The 13677-nt window shown below is 59.2% G+C and carries 11 protein-coding genes and 1 pseudogene; 5 read left to right on the top strand and 7 right to left on the bottom strand.

The window, feature by feature from the left end:
* Positions 1 to 6 precede the first annotated feature (6 nt).
* Entirely contained in the window at positions 7 to 1194 is a 1188-nt protein-coding gene (locus SYN60AY4M2_RS03385) for a glycosyltransferase family 2 protein (RefSeq protein WP_049749723.1), read from the bottom strand.
* 73 nt (positions 1195 to 1267) lie between these two features.
* Between SYN60AY4M2_RS03385 and SYN60AY4M2_RS14610 the strand changes: the two genes are divergently transcribed.
* The gene (locus tag SYN60AY4M2_RS14610; protein ID WP_099812281.1) at positions 1268 to 1645 is read left to right on the top strand and encodes an STAS domain-containing protein; all 378 of its coding nucleotides are present in this window, start codon (positions 1268 to 1270) and stop codon (positions 1643 to 1645) included.
* A 15-nt stretch (positions 1646 to 1660) separates the two neighbouring features.
* On the opposite strand, the gene SYN60AY4M2_RS03395 is transcribed toward SYN60AY4M2_RS14610, so the two are convergent.
* From SYN60AY4M2_RS03395 to SYN60AY4M2_RS03415, 5 genes are all read right to left on the bottom strand, one after another.
* The gene (locus SYN60AY4M2_RS03395) at positions 1661 to 2482 is read right to left on the bottom strand and encodes a tetratricopeptide repeat protein (RefSeq protein WP_099812282.1); all 822 of its coding nucleotides are present in this window, start codon (positions 2480 to 2482) and stop codon (positions 1661 to 1663) included.
* 115 nt (positions 2483 to 2597) lie between these two features.
* Positions 2598 to 4376, bottom strand: a complete 1779-nt coding sequence (locus tag SYN60AY4M2_RS03400; protein WP_099812283.1) for an NADPH-dependent assimilatory sulfite reductase hemoprotein subunit — start codon at positions 4374 to 4376, stop codon at positions 2598 to 2600.
* A gap of 168 nt (positions 4377 to 4544) precedes the next feature.
* On the bottom strand, positions 4545 to 6539 hold the full coding sequence (locus SYN60AY4M2_RS03405) for an ABC transporter ATP-binding protein/permease (protein WP_011429836.1): 1995 nt from the start codon (positions 6537 to 6539) through the stop codon (positions 4545 to 4547).
* 211 nt (positions 6540 to 6750) lie between these two features.
* Positions 6751 to 7944 carry a nickel pincer cofactor biosynthesis protein LarC gene (larC, locus tag SYN60AY4M2_RS03410; protein ID WP_099812284.1) on the bottom strand — a complete coding sequence of 398 codons (1194 nt, stop codon included), beginning with the start codon at positions 7942 to 7944 and terminating at the stop codon, positions 6751 to 6753.
* Between the two features lie 76 nt (positions 7945 to 8020).
* Entirely contained in the window at positions 8021 to 9124 is a 1104-nt protein-coding gene (locus SYN60AY4M2_RS03415; RefSeq protein ID WP_099812285.1) for an RNA-guided endonuclease TnpB family protein, read from the bottom strand.
* A 35-nt stretch (positions 9125 to 9159) separates the two neighbouring features.
* Between SYN60AY4M2_RS03415 and tnpA the strand changes: the two are divergent.
* The 4 genes and pseudogenes from tnpA (at position 9160) to SYN60AY4M2_RS03435 (ending at position 12132) form a co-directional block, all read left to right on the top strand.
* Positions 9160 to 9554: pseudogene (gene tnpA / locus SYN60AY4M2_RS03420) on the top strand (IS200/IS605 family transposase).
* A gap of 94 nt (positions 9555 to 9648) precedes the next feature.
* Positions 9649 to 10146 (top strand): pentapeptide repeat-containing protein, encoded by a 498-nt coding sequence (locus SYN60AY4M2_RS03425; RefSeq protein WP_099812286.1) that lies wholly within the window; start codon positions 9649 to 9651, stop codon positions 10144 to 10146.
* 92 nt (positions 10147 to 10238) lie between these two features.
* The gene (gene gndA, locus SYN60AY4M2_RS03430) at positions 10239 to 11657 is read left to right on the top strand and encodes an NADP-dependent phosphogluconate dehydrogenase (protein WP_099812287.1); all 1419 of its coding nucleotides are present in this window, start codon (positions 10239 to 10241) and stop codon (positions 11655 to 11657) included.
* An 85-nt stretch (positions 11658 to 11742) separates the two neighbouring features.
* The gene (locus SYN60AY4M2_RS03435) at positions 11743 to 12132 is read left to right on the top strand and encodes a gamma-glutamylcyclotransferase (RefSeq protein WP_099812288.1); all 390 of its coding nucleotides are present in this window, start codon (positions 11743 to 11745) and stop codon (positions 12130 to 12132) included.
* A 38-nt stretch (positions 12133 to 12170) separates the two neighbouring features.
* Here the strand turns inward: SYN60AY4M2_RS03435 and SYN60AY4M2_RS03440 are convergent, their stop codons facing one another.
* Positions 12171 to 13406, bottom strand: coding sequence for an amidohydrolase family protein (locus tag SYN60AY4M2_RS03440; protein WP_099812289.1), 1236 nt, complete (start codon positions 13404 to 13406; stop codon positions 12171 to 12173).
* Between the last annotated feature and the right edge of the window lie 271 nt (positions 13407 to 13677).

The following is a 13677-nucleotide window of genomic DNA, read 5'->3' on the forward strand; positions in this document are numbered from 1 at the left end:
AGTCGACTAGTAGGTGCGCCCGCGCCAAGAGCGGGGGCGGCTGAGGGCTGACAAGATCACCCGCAGGACAGCCAAGGGATCCGCCAGCGGCGAAGCCCAAAACGTCCAGGGGGGATCCTGATAAGAGCCGCGAATGCCCATCAGCACCCCCAGTCGCAGGGCCAGCAAGCCCAGGTTGAGCCCCAACAACACTTGCTCTGTTAGGGAAAAGGGGAACCCCAGCCCGGCCTTGATCCCCAGCCCCCCCACTGCCAAGAGTGGGATCCCTTGGGTAAGCACCAGCAGGGCCATATCCCCCCACAGTTGGGCCCTGGGGGTGGCGTCTTTCAAATCCAGGGATCGGCCCCACTCCCGCCAAGTTTCGGCCAAAGAGGTGTACATGCGCACCTTGAGCAGGTGCCGACCGTCACAAAAAGCTACTTTAAAGCCGGCTGCCGCGATCTGCCGCACCAGGGTGACATCGTCGCAAAAGGAGGCCCGCGCCAGGGTATAGCCGTTCATGGCTTCCAGCACCGAGCGGCGCACCAACATACACTGCCCATTGGCCATCGTCCGCTCCGGCAAGTGGGGAGTCTCCCCTGCCGCCCCATAGCGGTAGATCAGGGTTGTCAAAAGAGCTGGCTGCAGCCAGCCTTCCCCCCAGTGCTGCAGGATAAACTGCGGCGCCAGGGTGATGAGATCCAGCTTTTTGGCCTGGGCAGTTTCCAGCAGCCGCTCCACCAGGCCCGGCTGGGGGCGGGTGTCGGCATCAATGCCCAAGATCCACTCAGAGGCGGGATCCGACTGGAGAAATCCATAGTGCAACGCCCAAGGGCGACCGACCCAGCCGCTGGGCAGGGGATCGTCGGTAACGAGGCGAAAGCGGGGATCCCGCGCGGCCATTTGCAGCACTTTTTCGCGGGTGCCATCCTGGGAGCGGCTATCCACCACCAGAACTTCGCGCACAACCGCTCCCTGGCGGTGCAGCCCTTCCAGACAGGGATCCAGGCGCTCGGCCTCGTTGAGGGTGGGCAGCAAGACGCTGACCAGGCCCGTCGGGAAGGGGATCCCCGCTTGGCCAGGGGGCAGAGGGGAAGGGCGCCACAAAGAGGGCAGCAGCCGCGCCAGCAACACCGCCGCCATCGGCATCTGCAGGGCCAACAAACCCAGGGCAGCCGCATCCCCCAACCAATCCGGGATCCCGTGCGTATCCATTAGAGCTACCTTCCCACATCTCAAATAAAAGTTGCCCGGCGGAACCCAACCCGGCGGCTTTGGTTCAGAATCAATGTGGCTCCCGCCCTTGACTTTCTCAGCCTTTTGTGAATGTTTCCACCCGGCTCAGCCCCAAGGGATCCCTTGTTACCCTCGTCAAGCTTCCGCCAGGAAAGCTGGATCCGGTTCTGGTGCGCCAAAGCTGGGCACGGTTCTCGCCGAGAAACCAAGACATCTCTTGCTGGATCTAAGTCAGGTTCCGCTGATCGACAGTAGGGGGGTGTCGGCTTTGGTGTGGGCAAGACGCCTCTGTTCCGCTGCCGGCTGTCCTCTCAAGCTCTGCAGCCTGGGAGAACAAGCGAAGCTGGTTCTCAAGGTTACCCACCTAGATTCCCTCTTCGAGATCTATCCCTCGGTGGAAGCGGCCCTCAAGGAGGTCTCCGAGTCTTGAGGGGGACGACTCTCCTCAGGGAGCAGTCTCCTGGCTCTCAACAGCCTGAGGCTGGTTTCTTTGGGCAGAGAGCTCGGCCTCTTGCCGGATCTGCTCCCGCAGCTTGGGTGGGGCCAGGCGGGCTGCTTGCTCAAATAGCTCCGGGGCTTTTGCCCGTAGGTTTTCATCGGTGGCGGAGCTAAGGGCTATTGCTTTGCCCAACACGGGCGCAAAGTCGCTGGGATCCGCCGCAATCATCTCGTCGTAGAGGGCGACAGCCTTTTCCGTCTGGTTATTGCGGACGTAGATAAAGGCCAAGCGCAGACGGACATCGTTATCTTCCGGGACTTCCTTCAGATAGTTCTCCAGTAGTTCAATGGCTTGAGAAGGGTGGCCCAGCGCTAGTTGAACGTCGGCCAGCTCCTGCAGGACTTGGCTATCTTTGGGATCCTTCTCGTGAAGGATCTGGAGCTGCTCTAATGCCCCTTCCAGATCCCCTGTATCTTGCTGAATCTGGGCCAAAAAAGCTCGCAGTTGCCGATTTTCCGGCTCCAGTTCCACCAGCTTCTTCAGCGGCTCGATGGCCCCTTGCGGCTCGTTGAGCTGCAGTTGCGTGTCGATCAACCCCCGCAGGGCGATGGGGTTATCCGGCTCCCGTTCCAGCACAGCCCGGTAGCCGTCCGCCTGGGCCCGCAGTTGCTCAGTAACCAAGTTGGCGGTGTCTTGCGAGTCCGAAGGCCCCAGCGCCTGGAGGATGGGGCCAAAGGAGAAGCTTAGGAACATCGCTGCGCCGACCACCAGCACCAGCGCTTTGAAGACCTTGCGGACGAAAGGTTCGTCAGGTTTGGACTGAGGCATGAAGGGGCTCGCACAAAACCTCTTTGTACTCTATCATTCGCTCCCCTGGAAGCCTAGCAGCCTCCTGAACCAGTGACCCACTTTGCCCTCAGTGAGGAAGGGAGGGGCAGTCCCCTTAGCTTTGAACCTGCTGGAGCCGCTGCACCTGGGCCTGTAGGTAGGGGATCCCCACCCGGTGGCAGTAGTCGCCAAAGCGCTCTTGGGGGTGGCGCTCCTGTTTGTAGAGCTGCAGGAGAATCCTCATCAAAGGCACAATTTGGCTGATGTGCACCCGATCCTGAAACGGCTGAGCCAGGCGATCCCCTTGCGGGCTGGCCCCCAGCCAAATCTGGTAGTGATCGGGAGCGGATCCCACCAGTCCCAGCTCTGCCAAGTAGGGGCGGGCACAGCCATTGGGACAGCCGGTCATGCGCACCAAAAAGGGCGAATCCTGCAGATCTAGCTCCCGCAACACCTGATCCAACTGGCGGATCAGGGTGGGCAGGGCCCGCTCCGACTCGGTAATGGCCAAGCCACAGGTGGGCAGCGCCGGACAGGCCATGGAAAGCCGCACCAGCTCCGGGATCTCCTCTTTGGAGAGCACCCCGTGGGACTTGAGGATCTGGTTAATGGCCTCTCGCTGGCCCTCCTCGATGTCGATGAAGATCACGTCCTGCGTGGGGGTAAGCCGCAGGTGCAGGGAAAATTCCTCCACAATCTTGCGCAGGGCCGTTTTCAGCTGCCGCTCCGGCGTATCCTGGATGCGGCCATTTTCAATGGAGAGGCCCAAAAACCAACGGCCATCCCCCTGCTCGTGCCAGCCCAGGTAGTCGTCGCTATTGGGGACAAACTTGGGCATCCGTCGGAAGGGCAATAGCTTTTCCCCCAGGTACTGCTCGACCACGCGGCGAAACTTGCGGATCCCCCAGTCGCGCACCAGATACTTCAGCCGCGCCTGCTTGCGGTCGTAGCGGTTGCCGTGATCCCGCTGCACCGCCAAAACCGCCTGGCAAATCCGGTACACCGCTTCCGGCGGGGCAAAGCAGAGTTTCTGGGCCAAAAGGGGTTGGGTCTCCTCCTTGCCGTGGGTGCGCCCCATGCCGCCGCCCACCACGATGTTGAAGCCCTTGAGGTTGCCCTTGCGGTCGGTGAGCACGATCAAACCCAGGTCTTGGGAGTACACATCGACGGTGTTCTCCCCAGCTACGGCGATGGCCGTCTTGAACTTGCGGGGCAAATAGACCGGGCCATACAGAGGTTCTGGCCCCTCCAGCCTCACCCCGTTGCCGACAAACTGCTCCGCTTCCCGGACTTCCGCATCCACCGGCGGGATGGGAACCGCCTCCCCATCCACCCACAGCTCGTAGTAGGCAGAAGTCTTCGGAGCCAAGAGATCCGCCAGCTTGCGGGCATACTCCTGGGCATAGCGGTAGGCAGGCCGGTTTTTGTGGGGGGCGACCGGCGCCATGACGTTGCGGTTGACGTCTCCACAGGCGGCCAGGGTGGATCCCATCTGCCGGATGATGCTGCCAATGGTGGCCTTGAGGTTTTGCTTCAAGATCCCGTGTAATTGAAAGGTCTGCCGGGTGGTGGCCCGCAAAGTGCCGTTGCCGTACTCCTCCGCCAGCCGATCCAGGGTCAAGTAAAGCTGTGGCGGCACATGCCCCCCTGGAATGCGGGTGCGCAACATCATCTGGTAGGCCCGCTCCAGACCTTCCTGCTTCCGCTGCTGCCGCAGATCCCGGTCGTCTTGCTGATAGGCGCCGTGAAACTTGAGCACCTGCACCGCCGCCTCGCTGAAGTGGGTGGTGTCCTGGGCCAGCTCCTGCCGCAAGGGATCCCGCAGGAAGTGGCTATCTGCTTTGATCTGCTCCACCTTGGAGCGCTTGGCCTCAGAGGCGGCAAAGGGAGTCATCTGATTCTCCAGTAATCCGGTCGGAATACCTGTGAAACAGGGTAGCATCTCCCCTGGGTCGCGTCCAGTTCTGTGGGTTGGGGTTAGAACAGCCTGCCCCCCTCTCCCAGAGGGAGAGGGGATGGGGGTGAGGGGTGCCGCCGCAGATTGAGAGCTGCGGCAGCATCTCTAGCCGGCCAGCGCCAGGCGGGCGCCGTAGTCTGCCGCCGACCAGAGCTTCCAAGCAGCGTTGCCCTGCAGCTCCAAGACCAGATCGTGGTAGGCCAGGAGAGTGGGTCGGTGGCCGACACTGACGTAGGTGGTGTTGAGGTGCTGCAGTTGCAGGTAGAGCAGCTTTTCGTTGGCCACATCCAGGGCGCTGGTGGCCTCGTCCAAAATGGCGTAGCGGGGCTGAGTAATCAAAATGCGGGCAAAGGCCAAGCGCTGCTGTTCGCCCAAAGAGAGGGTGCTAGCCCAATCTTTCTCCACGTCGAAGCCGCCCACCCGCTCCGGCAAATCGGCCAGGTTCACCTGGGCCAAAACCCGGAGGAGATCTGCGTCGCTAAGATCCCGGCGGCGGCCCGGGTAGAGCAGTTGATCCCGCAGGGATCCCAGCAGCATGTAGGGCTTTTGCGGCAGGAAGAGCATCTCGGTGGTATCGGGGCGGGCAATGGATCCCTGGCCGTTGTTCCACAGGCCGGCAATGGCCCGCAGGAGGGAGCTCTTGCCGCTGCCGCTGGCTCCCACAATCAGCAGCCGTTGGCCCGCCTCTAAAGTCAAGGACAAATCCCGCACCAGGGTTCGTTCCGAATTAGGCGTTAGCAAAGTCACCTGCTGCAGGGCCAGTTGGGGAGCAATGCGGGTTTGGATGGTACTTTCTCGAGGGCGCAGCTGGCGCAGGGCAGGATTCTCCAAAGCTTCGTAAAAGGATCCCAGGCGGTTGATCCCGGCGGCAAAGCTGGAGATGCTCTGGATCTGGTTGGCCACAATCGAAAGGGCGCTCAGCACCTGGCTAAAGGCGATGGTAGCCTGGGTAATGGTGCCGAAATCGCGCACGCCGCTAAAGTAAAGGGGGGCCACAATTACGTAGGGCACAATGCGAGTGAAATAGTTATAGGCGTACTGAAAAATGTCGATAATGGCCTGCCAGATGATCAGCAAATTAAAGTTGCGCAAGGCGGCAGCAAAGCGGTTCAAGATCTGTCTCAGCTCCAGGTCTTCCCCTTGGTAAAAAGCAATGGACTCGGCGTTGTCCCGCACGTGGACTAGGCTGTAGCGGAAGTCGGCCTCGTAGCGCAGTTGATCGAAGTTAATTTTAATCAGCTTGCGGCCGGCCAAAATGGCGATCCCGGTGCCGATGGTAGCATAGATAACCAGCCCCACCGCTAGGGGGCGGGAAATGCTGTAGAGAATCCCAGTAAAGGCGTAGAGGGTGAGGATGGAGTCAAGAATATCCAACAAAAAAGAAAGAGTGGTGCCGGTAAACGAGCGTACATCTTCCGAGATGCGCTGGTCAGGGTTATCGATCTCTGTGTTAGCGGCGTTGGAATCCAGCTCGTAGTAGGCCCGCCGATCAAAGTAGCGATCCAGAAAGTAGTCGGTCAGCCATTCCCGCCAAAACAGGGCCAGCTTTAGCCGTGTATATCGGTAAATAACCAAAATGGGGATGGCGGAGATGATCAGCACGCCATAGATGATCAAAAATTGCCAGAAGGTGCTCTCTTCTTTTTGCTGCAGAGCCGTGTCGATAAACCGGAAGATAAAGCTGATCATCACGTTCAGCCGGTTTACCGTTAGCGACAGGAACAGCAAAAAGGTCAGCAGCACCCATTGCAGCCAACGGCGGCAAATCTGGCGCCACACCAGCCCAAAGGCCAGGCTGCTCAGGGCCAAACTGGCTGCGGCCACCCATAGCACCGGCGAGGCTAAATTCCTCTCTGTTTGCTCGACCAAGCCTGCTGCTAGGGTGCGGAAGAACTCTGGAAAAAGAGCCTGTCCAACCAGGGTTACCCCAATCTCGACAAAAAACATGAGGGCAACCACAAACACCATGGATGCTGCTAGCAAGCCGAAGAAGATCCAGCCCCCGTAGCGCACCCGCGGGTAGAAGTAGGGTTGCGCTACGCTGATAAAGCGATCCCAGAGTTGGCGGTCGAAGTTAAATTGGGCGGCTTGGGATTCCATGGTTGCGGTTGTCGGCAAGAGCGCGGGGTATTGATATTTTTCAGGCTAGCAGGTCAGGGATCCGCATCTCTGTCCAACAGGAGCCAATCCATCGGGAATCTGAGGAAGAGCCCCGTTGCCTACTCTGGAACATTTCCGATCTGGCTCCATAAATCCTTATATCCAGCCAGATCTTATGCACGAGCATGCGCTTGTCCAAGGCCCAACCTTCTTAGGCGGGATCCCCCTGCAGCCGCTTTTGCCAGGCCGCTTGGGCTGCCAGCCACACCGTCTGGACCGGCACGCGGAACTCTTGGGCGCGGGCCACACAGTCGCGAAACTCCGGCTGGGCGTTGACGATGTGGCCGTGGCGGCAGGCCACCTTGATGTCCACCAGGCCGTAGGGGGTTTCCACCCGCTCGATCCTTCGCTCCAGGACGGTGCGCTGCTGCTGGGAGTGGCGGATGCCCAGGGTGGTGGTTTCCCGGAAGATGAGATCTTGGCACTCCGGCACCCGCTCCGGCGGGCAGATCACCGTCAGTAACACTCCCGGCCGCCCTTGCTTCATGGTGATGGGCTGGGTAAACACGTCCCAGGCACCTAGGGCCAGCAACTGCTCGCAGGTATAGGCAATCACTTGAGGGTTGAGATCGTCAATCTGAGTTTGCAACACCGAGACGATCTCGGTCGGCTCTTCCCCCTGGGACTGGCCAATCCAGAGACGAAAGATGTTGGGAATGGGCAGCTCGCGGCTGCCGGCCCCACGCCCCACTTTTTCCAACCGCAGCGGCGGACAGGGCCCAAACGCTTCTGCCAGCGCCACCGCCAAGGCCGCGCCGGTGGGGGTGACCAGCTCGGCTTCTACGCCATTGCTAAACACTGGCACCCGTCCCATTTCCCACAGCTCAATCACCGCCGGCACCGGCACGGCCAGCTTGCCGTGCTCAGTGTCCACCCAGCCGCCGCCAATGGGGTGGGGAGAGGAGATCACCCGCTCCACCTGTAGCCACTCCAGGCCAACACAGGTGCCGACGATATCCACCAGGGCATCGACGGCCCCCACCTCGTGGAAATGCACTTTTTCCAGGGGCACCTGGTGAACCTTTGCCTCCGCCTGGGCCAGCTTCTCAAAGACCTTGAGGCTGCGGGCCTTGACTGCGGGGGCCAAGTGGGATCCGGCAATCAAAGCCTGGATCTCCAACCAGGAACGGGGGGGCGGGGATCCGTCCAGCACCTCCACCACCGCCTGCAGGGCAGGCTGCCCACAGCGCTGCACGCGACTCACCTGCAGGCTGTATTCTCCCCCGATGCCCAAGGCCTGGAGCTGCTGGTTGAGATACTCCAGGGGCACCCCGCAATCCAGCAGCGCCCCCAGGCACATGTCGCCGGCAATGCCCGCTGCGCAGTCAAAGTAAGCTACTTTCATACCAAAGCATGTTGACTTGACATACTCCCCTCGCCTAAAGGCGAGAGATTCTTGACGCTTCACAGACTGCTGCTGGCTAGCCAGTCTTACGCAGTCTCCACGTCCGTTTTAGAGTCGGGCGATGCCCCATCCCGACTTGCTTTAGGTTGTTGGCGGCATTCACATCCCTGTCATGCACTGCCCCGCAACCGTCACAGACCACCACACGGGTAGCCAAATCCAACTTGCCCCAGTGCCAGCCACAAGCCGAACAGTACTGGCTTGTAGCCTCCCACCGGTCGATGAGGCGCACTTCCCTCTGGTACTTCTCACCTTTGCCCTCACAGAGAGCCCGAAAGGTATGCCACCCCTGCTGACTAATCGCCTTGGACAACCGACGGTTTTTCAACATCCCGCTAACGTTGAGGTCTTCCAAGCACACGACTTGGTTTTCGACCGTGAGCTGGGTTGACAACTTGTGCAGGAAGTCGAGCCGCATGTCGGCAATGCGGTTGTGCAGCTTGGCAATCCTCAGCCGGGTTCGCTCCCACCGATGGGATCCCTTCACCCGCCTGGCAAGCTGCTTTTGCAGCTGGGCAATACGGTTGTACAGAGGCCTATAGTTGGGACTGGGGAACTTGGCCCCATCGCTTGTGGCGGCGAAGGTCTTAATCCCCAAATCCACTCCAATACTGGGTGAGCGAGCAGGGATGCTAACAGGTTCCGTCTCCACCACAAAGCTGACAAAGTAACGCTCGGCAGTGTCTTTAATTACAGTGACGGAACTAGGGGTACTCGGCAAAGGTCGGCTCCAAATAGGCTTAATGGCTCCCACCTTGGCCAAGTAAACCCGCTTACCGTTGATAGAAAAAGCTCCCCTAGTTAGCGTTGCTGACTGCTTGGCTGCTTTCTTTTTGAGCTGCGGCGCACCTCCTTCCTGGGCAAAGAAACGCTGGTAAGCTTTGTCCAAATGTCTGAGAGATTGCTGTAAAGCAACACTTGAAACTTCGCCCAACCACGGAATCGATTGCTTGAGCTCGGTTAGGCGCTTGGCCAAAGCGTTGTACCCTGGATACTTCCCAACGGCTTGGCAGTGGGCTAAGGCTTCATTCCAGACGTACCTGACACAGCCAAACAACTTGGCAAGCTTCTGCCGCTGTTGGTCTGTGGGGTAGAACCTATACCTGTATCGAGCTTTCATGGGCTAGAGTCAAGTTGGCATTTCCAAGATAGCACATGAAATTAAGGAGAGACCGCAACAGTGTTTCTAGCCTGCAGGCCCATTTGGTGTTTGTCACAAATCCAGGCGAAAGATATTCACTCAAGAGAGTTTGAACTTGATTGCGGAGGCGTTTAAGAGTGTTGCCCGAAAGATGGACTTTGAGGTCTTGGAGTTTAACGGCGAGGCAGACCACGTCCGCCTTCTAATTGCCTACCCGCCCAAGTGGTCTATCTCTCAAATGGTGAATGTGCTTAAGGGAGTTTCGAGTCGCAAGTACGGGCAAGCTAAACTACCTAAACCTTGCGGCAAGAATGCCTTGTGGAGTCCCAGCTACTTGGCTTCTAGTGTTGGGGGTGCTCCTCTGCAACTCTTAGTGGCCTACATCCAAAACCAAGAAAAGCTGCCCTAGAGGGCAGGGTTTTAGACCTAGATTTTCTGATAAGAACTTGCGGAAGGAGTTGAGCCCTTTGAAGCGTCCTGAGGTACTAAAGGGGGGATCCCAGATGCCGTCAACACTTTGCATCCTTCTAGGGATCCTGCTGGGGGCAACGCTGCTGCTGTGGGGCCTGTGGGGATCCCCGGCGGGTGGCCAGACCCGTCTCAACTTCAGCAACGCCGATCTGCAGGGGCAGGATCTGTCGGGTCAGGACTGGCGGGGCAGTAGCTTTGTCAGCGCCAACCTGCAGGGTGCCGACTTGCAGGGGGCCAACCTGGCCGGCGTGGCCTTCACCAAAGCCAACCTGGCAGGAGCCAAGCTGGCGGGGGCAGATCTCAGCAACAGCCTGCTGGATCTGGCCAACCTAGCGGGCGCCGATCTCAGGGGGGCCAACCTCAGGGGGGCAATCGCCGCGCGGGCCGTTTGGGATGGGGCGCAGATTGCCGGCGCCGACTTTAGCGACGCCTACGTGGATAGGGCAGCCCTGCGGCAACTGTGCCAGCGAGCAGAGGGATCCCATCCCATAACCGGGGTTTCCACCCGCGCGAGTCTGGGCTGTCCTTGAAAGCCGGCAAAAAAAGGTGAAGAAAACAGGATCCCTGAACCCTCTTGGCCGGATCGCCCCTTAGATTGGGGGAGGTGTTACCCTGCCCCACCATGAGCAAGCCCAGCTTCGCGGTCATTGGCCTAGCGGTAATGGGGGAAAACCTGGCCCTCAACGTCGAGCGCAATGGCTTTCCGGTTGTCGTCTACAACCGAACTCGCGCCAAAACCGAGCAGTTTATCCAAGGGAGGGCCCAAGGCAAGCAGATTACCCCCGCCTACAGCTTGCCGGAATTGGTGCAACTGATGGAGCGGCCCCGCAAAATCTTGATCATGGTTAAGGCAGGCCCGCCGGTGGATGCCATCATCGACGAGCTTAAGCCCCTGCTGGAGCCAGGCGACATCCTCATCGATGGCGGCAACTCCCTCTACAGGGACACCGACCGGCGCGCCGAGGTCCTAGAAGCCAGCGGGATCCACTTTGTCGGCATGGGGGTGAGCGGCGGGGAAGAAGGTGCCCTCAACGGCCCCAGCCTCATGCCCGGCGGCAGCTTGGAAGCCTATCGGCAACTGGAGCCCATCCTCACCAAAATTGCCGCTCAAGTGCCCGATGGCCCCTGCGTCACCTACCTGGGGCCTAAAGGGGGTGGGCACTACGTGAAGATGGTGCACAACGGCATCGAATACGGCGACATGCAACTGATTGCCGAGGCCTACGACCTCATGCGCAGGGGGCTGAAGCTGTCAGCCCCCCAGATGCAGGAGATCTTCCAGGCCTGGAACGAGACGGAGCTGGAGTCGTTTTTGATTGAGATTACCGCCAAGATCTTGGGGACGCTGGATCCGGAGACGGGCAAGCCGCTGGTGGATCTCATTTTGGACAAGGCGGGGCAGAAGGGCACGGGCCTGTGGACGGTCAAGGACGCCCTGGATCTTGGGGTGCCGGTGCCCACCATTGAGGCGGCAGTGCAGGCTCGCATCCTCTCGTCGATGAAAGAGGAACGGGTGGCCGCCTCCCAGCAGTTGCCAGGGCCAGGAACAACCTTGGAAGGGGATCCCGACAGCTTCCTTCAGGATCTGCGCGCCGCTCTCTATTGTTCCAAGATCTGCTCCTATGCCCAGGGGATGGCCCTGCTCAGGCAAGCCACCGTTGCCCACGGCTATGTGTACACCTTCAGCGAGATCCCTCGCATTTGGAAGGGGGGCTGTATCATCCGCGCCCGCCTCCTGGGCAAAATCCAGTCGGCCTACCAAAGGGATCCGGAGCTAGTCAACCTCCTTTTGGATGAGGAGTTTAAGCGGGCCATCCAGGAACGGCAGGGATCCTGGCGGCGAGTGGTGGCCACTGCAGCAGCCTTGGGGATCCCGATCCCGGCCATCAGCGCCTCCCTGGCCTACTACGACAGCTACCGCACCGCCGAGCTGCCCCAGAACCTCACCCAGGCCCAGCGGGATTTCTTCGGCGCCCACACCTTCGAGCGCATCGACAGGCCGGGCGTCTTTCACCATGAGTGGAGCACCTGTTCCCGTTAGCAACGGGTAGCATGAGGAGGTCTTGGGATCCCTCTCTGGCCGGGGATCTGGAGGCGAAGGAGAATCTGTTTGAGTTTGATTTGATATGGACATTAAATTGGCCGTGAATGGCACCCTGATGCGGGGGCTACCCCTCAATGAGAACCTACTGCAAATTGGGGGTCGCTTTGTGCGGGAAGCCCAAACAGCCGCTTGTTATCGGCTTTGGTCCATCGACGGTCTTTATCCAGGCATGGTACGGGTTTGCCAGGGCGGTTCTGCAATTGCTCTGGAGATTTGGGAAATCCCTGCCCATGGGTTGGGTCAACTCCTTTTGCAAGAGCCGCCAGGCTTGTCAGTGGGCCGCATTCTTTTGGCAGAAGGGGAGGAAGTGCTGGGGATCCTAGCCGAACCCTACCTGTGTGAGGGGCAATTGGACATCACCGCTTGGGGGGGGTGGCGAGCCTACATCGCTTCCAGAAATAGACAGGAATAATCGCATTTCACCAGCTTTTCCCAGTCGCAGCTTCGACATCAGTTGACCCGCTGGGGATCCCGCCACAGTACCTGGCCCTGCCGCATCGTCAGCACCACATCTGCCGGGGTAACCCGAGTGAGAATCGACGCAATTAGATGACGACTGGCCCGCAAATGAGGACGGGTGAAGTCCAGCACCACCAAATCGGCGGGCAGCCCCACATCCAAATAGCCGTACACATCGGATCCCAGTAGAGGCCGTAAATGTCGGATGTTGCTGGTCACCATCTTCAAAATCTCGACTGGATCAGGGCGCACCGCATCTCCAAACTGGCTTTTGGCCACTTTGTAGGTGAAATCCAGCTCTGCCAAAAGGTTCGGGCTATTCAAAAGTCCGTTGTCGGTGCCTAGCAAGAGATTGGCCTCACTCTCCAGCAGGCGGGCAATCGGCGGGAGAGGCAGTCCCAAGTTGGCATTGGCCCGTGGGTTCAAAACGACATTCACCCGATGCCGGGAGAGCAATTGAATTTCCGCTGCGTTGGCCACCGTTGCGTGAATCACCAAATGGGGACGGTAAAAATCAAGAGCACGCTCCAAATCTCCCCGTCCGGCGATGGCCAGACTGACCTCTCGATACCCCTCATTTTCCAGACAGTGGATGGCCCGCAGCTTGCCCATTTTCTCGGTCAGGTCGTGGATCTGCCGCCAGGCGGGTTCCGTCAAATCGTTCAGGGTGCTCTCGGAAAATCCATCTGCTACTGCCAGAATCTCTTGCAATTCTTGATAGGCTTGGGGGTTTAAGGGATCCCGATTTTGCCGCAATTGCTCCTCACTGAAAGGGAGGCTCTCAAACTGGCCCAAGATCACTGAGTGGATCCCGGTTTGGGCTGCAGCTTCCCGCAACAGTTGGCAGCCGTAGACCCCCTGCTCGCGAAAATCGATGTGTCGGATGGTGCCCGTTGCCGCCATGTAGCGCAGGTGAGCGGCGATGTGTTCCAGGTGCTGTTGCGGCGACTGTTTGGCTAACTCTCGATATTTGTAGCCGTCAGGTCGGAAGAACCCCTCTTCCAAAGTCAGGCCTGTCGCCCCATCCGGCAGACAGCTATCCCCTATGTGGGTGTGGCTGTTGGTGAAAGCCGGCAAAATCACCCAGGATCCCTGTCCCAACCCAACAATGGGATCCCCCAGTTCCATGCAGGTAACGGTGTCTTGTTCTACCCCGAAGCGGGAGCAGCGATGGGGAACCAGATCCGGGCCGGCCAGAACAACAACCTCTTGCCATTGAAAACCCATAAAACCCACTCGCAAAACTCATCAGACTTGAGAATGTTATCAGTGCCAAAAACGGGCTAACCGAACTTTGGGTGAGCGGGAAGGACTTTTGCCAGCATAAAGTGAAGCATCAAAGAATCGAGAAAACTGTAATTTAGACTACCAAAACTTCTCGATAGAGGCTATATAAATCCAGTAGTTGCTGCCAGGGGTTCAGCAGAGGTTCAGAACCTCACCGAGTCTGCTGGGTCTCGTCTTTCCAGAAAGCTTATTCACGAATAGGATTCTCAAC

This window comes from Synechococcus sp. 60AY4M2, from assembly GCF_002760375.1.
GTDB lineage: Bacteria > Cyanobacteriota > Cyanobacteriia > Thermostichales > Thermostichaceae > Thermostichus.

Bases quoted from the DNA above. Each gene is read 5' to 3' on its own strand.
- SYN60AY4M2_RS03385 (WP_049749723.1), bottom strand. From the start codon at position 1,194: ATGGATACGCACGGGATCCCGGATTGGTTGGGGGATGCGGCTGCCCTG.
- SYN60AY4M2_RS03405 (WP_011429836.1), bottom strand. From the start codon at position 6,539: ATGGAATCCCAAGCCGCCCAATTTAACTTCGACCGCCAACTCTGGGAT.
- SYN60AY4M2_RS03440 (WP_099812289.1), bottom strand. From the start codon at position 13,406: ATGGGTTTTCAATGGCAAGAGGTTGTTGTTCTGGCCGGCCCGGATCTG.
- SYN60AY4M2_RS14610 (WP_099812281.1), top strand. From the start codon at position 1,268: ATGTGGCTCCCGCCCTTGACTTTCTCAGCCTTTTGTGAATGTTTCCAC.
- SYN60AY4M2_RS03425 (WP_099812286.1), top strand. From the start codon at position 9,649: ATGCCGTCAACACTTTGCATCCTTCTAGGGATCCTGCTGGGGGCAACG.
- SYN60AY4M2_RS03395 (WP_099812282.1), bottom strand. From the start codon at position 2,482: ATGCCTCAGTCCAAACCTGACGAACCTTTCGTCCGCAAGGTCTTCAAA.
- gndA (WP_099812287.1), top strand. From the start codon at position 10,239: ATGAGCAAGCCCAGCTTCGCGGTCATTGGCCTAGCGGTAATGGGGGAA.
- SYN60AY4M2_RS03415 (WP_099812285.1), bottom strand. From the start codon at position 9,124: ATGAAAGCTCGATACAGGTATAGGTTCTACCCCACAGACCAACAGCGG.
- SYN60AY4M2_RS03400 (WP_099812283.1), bottom strand. From the start codon at position 4,376: ATGACTCCCTTTGCCGCCTCTGAGGCCAAGCGCTCCAAGGTGGAGCAG.
- SYN60AY4M2_RS03435 (WP_099812288.1), top strand. From the start codon at position 11,743: ATGGACATTAAATTGGCCGTGAATGGCACCCTGATGCGGGGGCTACCC.
- larC (WP_099812284.1), bottom strand. From the start codon at position 7,944: ATGAAAGTAGCTTACTTTGACTGCGCAGCGGGCATTGCCGGCGACATG.